The sequence below is a fragment of the Streptosporangium sp. NPDC051022 genome (assembly GCF_040683035.1).
In the GTDB taxonomy this organism is placed as follows: Bacteria; Actinomycetota; Actinomycetes; order Streptosporangiales; family Streptosporangiaceae; genus Streptosporangium.
On record NZ_JBFBCF010000081.1, the window covers coordinates 1 to 2,432 of the forward strand.

General features: G+C 67.1%; 3 protein-coding genes. All 3 read left to right on the top strand.

Annotated elements, in window-relative coordinates:
- Window positions 1–115 precede the first annotated feature (115 nt).
- The gene (locus AB0N02_RS47245; protein ID WP_363961739.1) at window positions 116–463 is read left to right on the top strand and encodes a hypothetical protein; all 348 of its coding nucleotides are present in this window, start codon (window positions 116–118) and stop codon (window positions 461–463) included.
- A complete protein-coding gene (locus AB0N02_RS47250; protein WP_363961741.1) occupies window positions 456–848 on the top strand; it encodes a hypothetical protein in 393 nt (130 codons plus the stop codon). Before AB0N02_RS47245 ends, AB0N02_RS47250 begins: the two co-directional genes overlap by 8 nt.
- The coding region (locus tag AB0N02_RS47255) for an FtsK/SpoIIIE domain-containing protein (protein ID WP_363961743.1) at window positions 848–2,432 on the top strand (1,585 nt) is incomplete at its 3' end. The genes AB0N02_RS47250 and AB0N02_RS47255, both read left to right, overlap by 1 nt.

Consider the following 2,432-nt stretch of genomic DNA (forward strand, 5'->3'; position numbering starts at 1 on the left):
CTGGGCCGCGAGCGACTCCCGCACCGTCCGCACCGTTCAGGGGTCCACCATCACCTGCACATCCACCAAGGCCACTGCGCTGCGCCTGATCCAGTACACGATCGGAGATCTGTAAATGGCCGACCTCGCCGGGCTCATCCACGAGTTTGAAGCCTCTGGGCCGATCGCTAACCACGCGGCACACCAGGCCTACCTCGACAACGCTGAGCAGCTGCTGGAGCGGGCGGCGCTGATGATCCGCGTGGACGCCGAAATGGCCTCGACCTATCTGCGGAACCGGCGGCCCAAGAAAGGGCGCCGTCTGCCCTGGAGTGAGCGGCTACGCCTATCGCGGCGCACCCGCGCCCACGGCCGACACGCCGGGGACGCGCTCGTCGAGGCGGCGAAAGCGATCCGTAAGTGGCGGATCGTGCACCAGGAGTTCATCGACAAGGAGAAGAAGGCAAGGCGGACCAATGGCTGAGAAGAAGACGATGCAGCAGGTAGCTGCCGAGATCGAGGTCGCACATTTCACCACAGGTCACCCTGCGTACCGCGCTCACCTGGAGCACTGGCGGACACTGCTGTGCGAGATGGCCTTGACCTTGGCTGAGGATTCAGCTCAGACCAGCCGGTGGCTACGCGTCCGCAAGCCCCGCGTAGGAGCGGCCAACTGGTTCGACCGGTTCTTTTTGAGCGTCCGCTTGCGCGGGCACGGCAAAAACGCCGCTGACGCGGTGCTGGAGGCCGCGAAGGACCTCGTGCGGATGGCGGCAGTGCACCAGGAGTACATCGTGCTGGAGACGTCCAGGGCCGCCGACGGCAAGCCTGCTGACAAGTCGGGCCGGTATCGGACGGAGGACGTGTGATGAGCCGCCGAGTCCGTGAGCCCGAAACGGTGCCGCACGTGGGTGGCGGCTGGTGGCTGGTTCATGGCCTGCCGCTGCTTGCCCCAGGGATCGGCTGCCTGATCTGGGCGCTCATCGTGCAGATGGCGCATCTGGCGTGGGGTGGTGACCCGTTCGTCACCCCGGTCCTGGCGCTGCTGTTCTTCGTGCTGGGCGGCGCGGTCACCTACTACGGGTGGCTGGCCGCAGGGAGCCGGCGGGATCTCAGGATCGCTGTGGCCACCAGCGGAGCCGCCGCGACCGGCGTCCTCGTACTGGGCCTGATCTTCGGCCTGACACAGGGATGGCTGCTTTCGGTGTACGTGATCTGCTCGATCGTGGTGTGGGTGCTGTGGGGCATCTGGCGCTCCAGCAAGTACGCCGGAGCCACCAATCACGACGGCGAAGCGACTCCCCTGCTGGAGGCGGTCAAGAACGCCCAGGTCCGCTTCTCTGCGCCCACCGTGGACGAGCGTGGAGTGGTACGGGCGAAGGTCCACACCAAGCCGGGCGGAACCCTGGATGATGCGCGTGCCCTGGTGCCGCTGCTGTCGTCTGCCGCCCGCGCGGTGCCGGGAGGAGCGCACCTGAGTGCTCACCCTGACAAGGACGGTGTCGCCACGCTGGAGATCCCGACCCGCGACAACCTCAAGGGCCGACTGGCCTGGCCAGGGGTGGCCGACTTGCTGGGGTCCCTGCCCACAGAAGCGTTCGCTGTTGCCGAGTATCAGTCCGGCCCGTGCACGGTGCGGCTGATCGGCGACTTCGACAAGGACCGGGGTGCCGAGGACATCAAGCACGTGAAGATCGGCGGCGTCACCCGGTCTGGTAAGTCCACCGGCGCGCTGGTGATCCTGGCGTCGCTGCTGGTCATGCGCCGGTTGAACGTCATCGGCGTGGACCTGACCAAGGAGATGCAGACGTTCGGCCCGGTCGCCCACGGTCTGACGTGGGTGATCACCGATGTTGAGGAGGCGCGCCTGTTCATGGCTCGCCTGCCGAAGGTCATCGAGGGCCGTACCGCGCAGCTGGCCCGTGAAGGGCTGCGCCGCTGGTCGCTGCGGTCGAAGCTGAACCTGATGGTCGTGTGGCTGGAGGAGTCCAAAGAGTTCCGCCGCTTCCAGGCCCAGTACGAGAAGGTCGTCGCCGACGCTGGCTCCGCGGGCATCATGTTCGTCTCCTCCACCCAGGACTGGATTTACCGGCAGGTGTCCACCTCGGTCCGCAAGAACCACGGCGCCGGTATCTGCTTCGGTGTGGAGGAGGCTGAGGACGCCGCGCACGTGCTGCCGGAGCGGGCGATTGCCGCCCTCGGCCGAGGCGGCATGCCGACCTGGGGATCCACCCGGCCCGGCTACTGCTACATCGCCGGGCTCGGTATCCCGGAGAGCAAGTGGGCGCGGATGGCGCGCTTCTATGACCCGTTGGATGAGCAGCTGATTGAGGCTGTCGATCTGGGGGCGCCGTACCGCGCCCCCATGGACGACGTCACTGCGGGCTTGTTCGGCGAGTTGTTTTCTCGCCGGACGGTGTACCGGGCTGCGCAGTGGGGGCAGCCCGTCGAGG